Origin of the sequence: Mycobacterium sp. 1423905.2 (genome assembly GCF_001673155.1) — a bacterium.
In the GTDB taxonomy this organism is placed as follows: Bacteria; Actinomycetota; Actinomycetes; order Mycobacteriales; family Mycobacteriaceae; genus Mycobacterium.
Genome location: NZ_LZLE01000167.1, coordinates 43,194 through 51,614, shown reverse-complemented (window position 1 = coordinate 51,614; position 8,421 = coordinate 43,194). Strand labels below are relative to the sequence as shown.

Genomic DNA, 8,421 nt, shown 5'->3' with positions numbered 1-8,421 from the left:
CTCGCGCCGGGTTCCGGAGCGCTGTACAAGCACTTCGCGTCCAAGAGAGACCTGCTGGAAGCCGCCGTTGCGCACCGCGTCTTCGACGCTGGCTGGCTGTTCGGCGTCGTACTGCTCGCGTGCGTCGACGATGCTGTTCATCCGGTGCGCAACGGCGGCTTCCAGCAGGTCTCTCTTGGACGCGAAGTGCTTGTACAGCGCTCCGGAACCCGGCGCGAGGCCCGACGCGCGCTGGATGTCAGCCACCGACGTCGCTCCGTATCCCTTGTCGGCGAACAGCTTGAGCGCTGCGGCCAACAACCGGTCACGGCCCGACGATTGCATGGTGAGAGAGTACTCACTCACTGCACCGGGCCGCTAGACGGTTGTTGCCTTTATCACTCGACTCGCCGGCGCGGCGGGACCGCGTTCAGCCCAGCAATAACTCGCCGGGCGGCTCGTTCTCCAACACCGACCTGGCCAACAGGGCGCCGAGCAGCGGCCCGAATTTCATTAAGTTGCTGCCGACGAAGGCGACGACCCGCCCCCGCCGGGCGACTGTCCAACCGTCACCGCCGGTGTCCAGCCATGGCGCGCGCACGGTGACGCAGTCGACTTGGTCCACCGGCGACAGGGTAGGAAACAGCGCGCGTACCGCGTCGGGGTCCGGTTCCTCCTGACCAAAAGCCCAGCGGCCGGTGCTGCCCAAAGGTAAGCCGTATCCCTCGGGTGCCGACAGGCATGCGGCGCCGGTGGCGTCGGTGCCCTCGTAGGTGAAGCGCGTGTGGGGACCGAATTCGACGTCGAGCGGACCGAAAAGTGCTTCGGTCTGCACGCCGGCACAAATGAGCACGCGCTCGCCGGTCAACATGGTTCCGTCGGCGAAGGTGACCGAGCCGTCGTCGGCCACTGTCACCGCCTCCGCCCGATGAATGTCGGCGCGGCGCGCCAGGGCGCTCAACGCACGGCGGATGCGCAGACTGCCCCCCAGGGGATCGAAGAGTCCGGTCTCCCACGGCGCGGCAAGAAACGGTATTCGGGACCGGATGTCGGCCCGGTCGAGGTGGGAGAACGCGGCGTCGGCCGCCGCCATTGCCGCAGCCGTGTCCTCGCGGGCGCCGGCGGCGATGAAGCCTTCCGAGCCCAGCAGTCGCCCCACTCCCAATTCGGCCTCCCAGCGCTGCCAGCCCGCGCGGGCCTGCTTGGCCAGATCGCACAACTCCGGCCGCTGGTGGGCGATGCGGAATATCCGAGCCAGTCCGATGGATTGTTCGGCGAACGGCGCACCGCGTTCGACAACGACCGCTCGCTGTCCACGCCGCAACACTTCGTAAGCGGTTGCCAGCCCGCAGATTCCGGCCCCGATGATGATGATCATGCTGTTCCCGCGTTAGAAGTAGAATCCTGCATGCGGAACATCGGTTACGGCGAACAGCCGATCGGCCGTGGCAACTGCGTCCGATTCCGCCGGCTCAGCCAGCCCGGCGAAGGCAACACCACGCCAGGTCGCACCGCCGAGCAGGACAGCCGCAAGTCCGGCCGCTCCGACTTTGAGGTCAGCGGGCCGATCGGTCGGTTCGGCGCCTGCGCCGGTAATGGTGAATCTGGCCGAATTGTGTTGCAGCACCGGATCATCGATGGCAATGGTAACGGTGCCGTCACCGGTATACCGGCGCTTGGTGAGCGCATGGTGGGCGTCGATGACCCGCAACCATGTTTCATCGTGCACCGCGGTCACCCGCGCGGCCCGCCGGTCAGCAAGCAGCCAAGGTAACGGGTCGTCGATAGGTAGCGACCAAAACACCACGCGGTCAATGAGATCCAAGCCGAACAGAAAGCGCATGAGGCCTAGATACGCCGCAGCGGAAGGGGCGAAGAAGTCCTCGACCACGATGGTGCGCTGTTCGCTGATGAACCATCGGTCGGTGTCGATGGGCCGGTAACGCGCGAATCCCGACTCCGACCCCGGTTCGCCGTGCACCGCAAAGTAAGACGGCTCGGGGGATGATTCGCTGCGCAGGCACCGGCTCTGCCACCAAACACCCGGGCGGTCAATGGTTCCCGGTCGTGCCGGTCGATGTTCGGCGTAAATGCGGGGCAGCACGTCCCAGGCCTCGGTCGCGTCGAGCAGACGCACCCGCCCGCCCGTAGCAGCGCCGGACCGCAGGGTGGCTCGTGCGGTCTGTACCTCCACGCTCTGCGAGGAACTGGCCACCCCGTAGCCGTAGCGTTCATAGATCGTCGCCTCGGAGGCGCGCAGCGTCGCGACCACTTCCCCGCGCGCGGCGATGTCGTGCAACTGGTGGCGGACCAACGCGGTCGCGATCCCGCGCCGGGTGAACGGCGGTAACACGCCGATGTGCGTCACGCCCGCGTGGCCCACGATCGCCCCGCCGGGTAGGGTCAGTCCTCCGCTGGTCGCATCCGCGGTGCCGACGAGCTGCCCGTCGACGAAGGCGCCGATGGTCCGTCCCGGTTCCAGCAAGGTGGTGATCTGGCCGGGGCTCAGTTTGGACACCGGCGGAAGGCCGATCATGGCGGCGCGGAAGACGTTCGCCGCGGCGACCAGGTCGCTCTCGGATTCCAGAACGCGGACTTCGGGGTTCATGCGGCTGGCGAGATCGCTCATGTTCCCTTCTGGCGTTCGGCAGGGTTGGCAACCCACCTGAGCGTGGCAGATGTCGAAGCGCTACCGCAATCGCAGGCGGTGGTTAGCCGGCGATCTGATGTGCCGGTCTCGATGTGGCCGCGCACCTTCCGGCGCGGCGCCCCGAGAACACGCAGTCGGCCAGGGACAGCCCGCTCACGTAGGAATTGGAGCACACGCCCAGCGCCGTTCGCCCGGCGCTGAACAATCCCGGAATCGGATTTGCCGCCTGGTCGAGAACCGCCCCGGTGCCTTCGTCGACTCGGATGCCGCCCAGGGTGAGCATGGGCGTGGGGTTGATCAAGCTGGGTCGTACCGAAATGTTGAGCAAGGTGTAGGGCGGCCGGCTGATGCGGCACACGAACTCCTTGGGCTTCCCGGCGGGGTCTGGATTTCCGGAGTCAAAGGCCTCGTTGTGCGCTGCCACCGTCGCCAGTAGACCGTCGGGGTCCACGCCGGCGGCCCGCGCGACGTCGGCCAACGACGACGCGCGCACCGAGTCGGCCGCCATCAGCGCGGCCGACTGGGCACGCTGAAACCACAACGGTTGCCTGACCAGCTGTCGCCGCGCCGCTTTCATCAGCGCGGCATCGGCGAGGATCCATCCCTTGCCGTCGTGCTGGCGGACCATGGCTTGGCCGACGGCCGCGCCGTACCGAGTTTCGTCGATGATGCGGCGCCCCTGTTGGTCGACGATGATCGCGCCGATGAACGCGCTGGGGGGACTGATGAACCGCCAGGCCGAGACGTTATCCATCCGGTCTGCCACCGCACCGACGCTTAGGGCGAGCTTGATTCCGCTTCCGTCGTCACCGCTGGTTCCCAGCTGCAGTCCGTTCAGGTACTGCGGCGCGTACCGGTGGATCCACTCCCGGTTGGCGATGAAGCCCCCCGCGCAGAGGATGACCGCGCGCCGGGCCTCGATCCGCACCGGTCGGGCATAGCGCCGTTCCAGCTCTCTGAGACGTCGCTCCATCGCACGGCGCAGCGGAGGGTAATAGATACCCGGTTTGGCCGACAACTGCGCCATACCGGCGTATCGGCGGCGGATGCGCGGCGGTGCGTAATGCATTGTCAGTGCTTCGATTCCGGTTACTCGACCGGTCGAATCTTGAATGAGCTTGGTCGCGGTGGTGTGCGGGTGCAGTCGAACGCCTTGCGCCAGTGCAGCTTTGGCCAGCGGCGCGTACAGCTGCTTGCCGGAGGTGCCCTTGCCCTTTACCCGGTGGCCGCGCTGGACCGGCGGGGTGTGCTCGCGGAACGCGCCGGCGTTCTCACTGCCCGAGTGATACAGGTAGTACCGATTGTTAGGGAACGACGTCTTGTAGGGACACAGCGTGGCATCGAACGGCACGCCGTGGTGGCGTAGCCATGTGATCATTTCTGGGCTGTTGCGCACGAACGACTCGAGTGTTTGGGGGCTGACCGCGTCGCCCACCTCGAGGCGCAGATACGTCAGCATCTGCTCAACTGTGTCGTTGACGCCGGCTTGTTTTTGGATCGTCGTGCCGGCACCGGCGTAGATGATCCCACCGGAAAGGGTGGTTGCACCGCCACCGTTGGCTCGGTCAATAGCAATGACGTCCGCGCCGTGTTCGCGGGCCGTGATGGCCGCGCACGCGCCAGCGGCCCCGAAACCCACCACAACCACGTCGGCGGAGGTGGCGAAGGTGGCCGTCTCGTCAGCTGCCATGCGTTACCCCAATCGTTGCCCGCGCGGCCGACTGTAACAGGTTCTAGTTTGGTTCACACGCAGGTCGAGCGGGCTTATTTGGTAAGGCTGACTACGTATCGTCGTCCGCGATGTCGACGATGACGGCCGTGATGTTGTCCGGCCCACCGGCTTGATTCGCCGCGTCGATCAGCGCCGCGCAGGCGTCCTCAGCGGTGGCGTGGGTGGCCAATATCTGCGCCATATGTGTTTCATCGACCGGTCCGGAGAGGCCGTCGCTGCACAACAAGATCCGATCGCCGGTTTCCAGTGCGACAGTGGTGGCGTCCGGCAATGCGCGTGGGTACATCGCTACATGGCGGCTCAACGTGTTGCGGGCCGGGTGCTGATTGGCTTCTTCCGGGTTGACCGCGTTGGCGTCGATCAGGTCTTGCAGCACCGTGTGGTCTCGCGTGAGGCGCTGCAGTTGACGTTCGCGGAACAGGTAGGCGCGGCTGTCCCCGAGGTGGGCGACCAAGGCGCGGCTACCGGAAATGACGACCGCCACCACCGTGGTGGTGGCGCCGACCGCGCGTTCGTCGGTCGCGCTGTAGTCCCGAAAGTGATCGGAGAATTCCGCGACGGCACGACCCAGCGACTCATGCGCGTCGGAGCCGTCCAAATCGGCTGGCTTGAGGTGGCGTGCTACATAGCTGGGCAGCAGTTCGACGGCCAGGTGAGCGGCCAGCGCACCATCGGTGCTGCAGGCCACCCCGTCGGCGACGATGAACAGGGCTTGCTCTGGGTCGGCGCCCCAGCGGTCTTGGTTGGAGGATCGATAAAGACCGATGTCGCTGCGACCGGCGTAGCGCACCGCGCTGCTCACCGGTACGACGTCACTGTTGGGCGCACGCGCGGCCGCCGGTCATCCGTTGGGATTCGGGCAGGTCGAGGTAGCGCTCCAGGTTGCGATGCAGGTTGATCACGCGCCGCTCCTCGCTGGATAACACCAGATGCGAAAAGCCGGGTTGGTGCAGGCCACGCTGTAATCCTGGCAGGATCTGCAAGTCCTGGGTGAGCACCACGCCGGGCTCGGCATCGGCGGCGGCCATGCGCACGTCCGTTGGTTTGTTGTGCGGCGCGCCCGGTGGCATGCGCGTCATCAAGAACATCACCAGCTCACCATGATCGGGATCGGGTCCCGGCCGTGAGCACATGATGGTCAAGTGGTCGGCGTTGGCCAGAAGCGTCATGTTGGGAAAGACGTTGTACTGGTGCAGTCGGGTGATGCGGTCGGTGTCGGCCCAGCTGAGGTCGACCCCGCGGCTGGCCGCGAACGCCCTGGTGTGGTCGGCGATCAGGTCAGGGACTGTCTGGCCGGGCTGCCGCTCGGCGGGAAACGGCGTCCCCGGCGCGGCGCCCATTAACGCGCCTTGGGTGTAAACGTATGCGTCCCAGACCTCTTCGTCGGTCAGCGCACCGTCGAAACGGGGGCTGGGCACGCCATAGGGCTGATCGGATTTGCCGGCGTGGCCCCAGATACGTTGCGGTGAATGGACATCGTCGACGCAGCGCAGTAGTTCAGGGTGCAGCGTCTGGACGTGGTACGTCTCGCTGTAGCCGTCGGCGATCGTCTTCCAGTTCGCCGCCACGTCGACCGTCAACGTGGCGTAGCAGCGGAAATCCTCCAGATGGCACCAGGCGATGTCCCCGGGTATCGCCTCCAGGTATTCGGTCAGTGACATCGCGTCCCGGTCGAGATTGACGAAGACCATGCCCGCCCACACGTCGACGCGGGCTGACAACAGCGGGAAGTCCGACATGCGCAGCGCCCCAAAGCCTTTGCGATGGGGTACGCGTTTCAGGTCTCCAATCAGGTCCCACGTCCACCCGTGGTAGCCGCATTTGAGTTCTCGAAGTCCCGAGCCCGACCCGACGCACAACGAATTGCCGCGATGGCGACAGGCGTTCTGGAAGGCGCGCAAGACTCCGTCGTCGCTTCGGACGATCAGCACGTTGTATGGACCACAACGGTATTCGAAATAGTCACCCGGCTCGGCGACGTGGTCGACCATGCAGGCCAGCTGCCACACCCTCGGCCACATCCGCTCAACTTCGAGGCGGGCGAATTCCGTTGAGTAGTAGCGTGCGGCCGGTACCAGCGTCGGGGAAGGGGGCGGAGTACCGATCGCGTCCTCGTCTCGCGGACGGATCGGATTCCCAACAGCCAGATCCATGGCCGGCTCTTAACGCGCGCCGCGGACCAAGCGGCCGGGCCGCGCCCCAGTATCGACGTCGTTGCGCCGAGTCACCGTCCCACTGACCACGGTGGCCCGATAACCGGTGGCGCCTTGCAGGATCCGTCGACCGCCTGCGGGCAGGTCGTAGGCCATCGCAGCCGGATGCAAGGTGAGAGCGGCCATGTCAATGACGTTGAGATCAGCCTTCTTACCGACTTCGATGGTGCCGCGATCGGTGAGACCGAACAGGTGGGCGGTGTCGCGGGCTTGTTTGCGGATGACGTATTCGAGCGAGAACTGCTCGCCACGTCGGCGATCGCGCGCCCAGTGGGTCAGCAGAAACGTGGGATACGAGGCGTCGCAGATCATTCCGCAGTGCGCGCCGCCGTCTGACAGACCCAGCACTCCGGCCGGATGCAGCATCATCTCCCGTATCGCGTCGTGGTTGCCGTCGGCGTAGTTGTACAACGGCAGCATCAGCATGGCGCTGGTATTCGACTCGAGCATCAGGTCATACAGCGTGGCCAGCGGATCCTCGCCGCGCGCTCGGGCGATCGCGGCGACCGTGCGATCCGGGGTGGGTTCGTAGTCCGGCGGATCGCCCAACGCGTAAAGCCGCTCCAGGGAATGCTGGACGAACACGCCCATGCCGTCGAAGAGAATCGACGGGTCGATGGGTAGATCCTCCTCCGACAGGATCGCCGCCTTCACCGCCTGCTCGGCCAAGCGCTGGGCCAATTCTTCCCGGCTGCACTCGGCCTTGAGTTTGCAGTAGGTCGGCCGGTGGGTGAAGGCGTGATGTCCTTGGAAGCCGATCATCATGCCGAACGGCCGCGCCGCGATCTGCGGGTGCAAGCGACTGCCTGACTCATGGGCAGCGGCGGAGACGTCCAACTGCTCGCGCCACAGGTTCGGGTCGGCATCGACTTGAATGAGCGCGAACGAGAGCGGTCGGTCAATCTCGCGGCCCAGCCGCCGCATCCAATCCAGTTCCTTCTTCGGGCCGACGATGTCCTCACCGGCGGCGCCTTGCGGAGCCAACTCGAACACCGCCTGCCCGCCGGCGGCCATCGCGCGGCCTAGACCGAACAGTTCTTCTTCGGCGGCGAACGTTCCGGGCACCGGTTCGCCGTCCATGGCGCGATGGGCAATCGTCCGCGACGTCGAGAACCCGAGCGCACCTGCTTCTATCGCCTCGGTGACCAAGCGGCTCATGGCCGCGATGTCCTCGACGGTGGCGGGTTCGTTGCGGGCGCCGCGCTCACCCATCGCGTAGGCGCGCACGGCGCCATGGGCGATCTGACTGCCCACGTCGATGGCGAAGTTCTGCTTGCCGATCATGTCCAGATATTGGGGGTAGGTCTCCCAGCCCCAGGTGATGCCTTCGGTGAGGGCAGTGCCGGGGATGTCCTCGACCCCTTCCATCAACTTGATCAGCCATTCCTCACGGCCCGGACGCACCGGCGCGAAACCCACTCCGCAGTTGCCGGTGATCACCGTCGTCACCCCGTGACCACTGGACGGCTCAAGCAGGCTGTCCCAACTCACTTGTCCGTCGTAGTGGGTGTGGATGTCAACAAAACCGGGGGCGACTATCTGATCGGTCGCATCGATGGTTTCGGCGGCCGCTGCCGTTTCCAATCCACCCGGGCCCGTCTCGTTGGCTCCCCGGCGTACGACATCGACGATCTTGCCGTCCTTGACGCCGATGTCAGCGCGGTAACGCGGCGCGCCGGTGCCGTCGACGACGGTGCCTCCGGTGATCTTCAGATCGAACACGAGTTTTCTCCGTCGCTTCTTGGTCGCCCGCTGCGAGCTGACCGGCGTTTCCGGGGCGCGGCGGGGCGGCGAACCTGGACTGAACGGTGATTACGCTACGCCCAGGAGCGAAAATTCTGAAGGAG

7 protein-coding genes are annotated in these 8,421 nt (G+C 65.9%); all 7 read right to left on the bottom strand.

The features are described from left to right. Positions 1-324, bottom strand: a 324-nt coding sequence (locus tag A9W95_RS09825; RefSeq protein ID WP_156746104.1) for a helix-turn-helix domain-containing protein, incomplete at its 3' end; no start/stop codon positions are given. A gap of 85 nt (positions 325-409) precedes the next feature. Then, positions 410-1,357 (bottom strand): FAD-binding oxidoreductase, encoded by a 948-nt coding sequence (locus A9W95_RS09820; RefSeq protein WP_067411407.1) that lies wholly within the window; start codon positions 1,355-1,357, stop codon positions 410-412. A gap of 12 nt (positions 1,358-1,369) precedes the next feature. After that, the gene (locus A9W95_RS09815) at positions 1,370-2,587 is read right to left on the bottom strand and encodes a GNAT family N-acetyltransferase (protein WP_067411449.1); all 1,218 of its coding nucleotides are present in this window, start codon (positions 2,585-2,587) and stop codon (positions 1,370-1,372) included. A gap of 103 nt (positions 2,588-2,690) precedes the next feature. Next, on the bottom strand, positions 2,691-4,319 hold the full coding sequence (locus A9W95_RS09810) for an FAD-binding protein (protein WP_067411404.1): 1,629 nt from the start codon (positions 4,317-4,319) through the stop codon (positions 2,691-2,693). A 91-nt stretch (positions 4,320-4,410) separates the two neighbouring features. Continuing rightward, positions 4,411-5,163, bottom strand: coding sequence for a PP2C family serine/threonine-protein phosphatase (locus tag A9W95_RS09805; RefSeq protein ID WP_067411401.1), 753 nt, complete (start codon positions 5,161-5,163; stop codon positions 4,411-4,413). A 10-nt stretch (positions 5,164-5,173) separates the two neighbouring features. After that, complete coding sequence (locus A9W95_RS09800) at positions 5,174-6,514, bottom strand: SRPBCC family protein (protein WP_067411398.1); 1,341 nt, start codon at positions 6,512-6,514, stop codon at positions 5,174-5,176. 9 nt (positions 6,515-6,523) lie between these two features. Beyond that, positions 6,524-8,296 carry an amidohydrolase family protein gene (locus tag A9W95_RS09795; protein ID WP_067411395.1) on the bottom strand — a complete coding sequence of 591 codons (1,773 nt, stop codon included), beginning with the start codon at positions 8,294-8,296 and terminating at the stop codon, positions 6,524-6,526. Positions 8,297-8,421 lie beyond the last annotated feature (125 nt).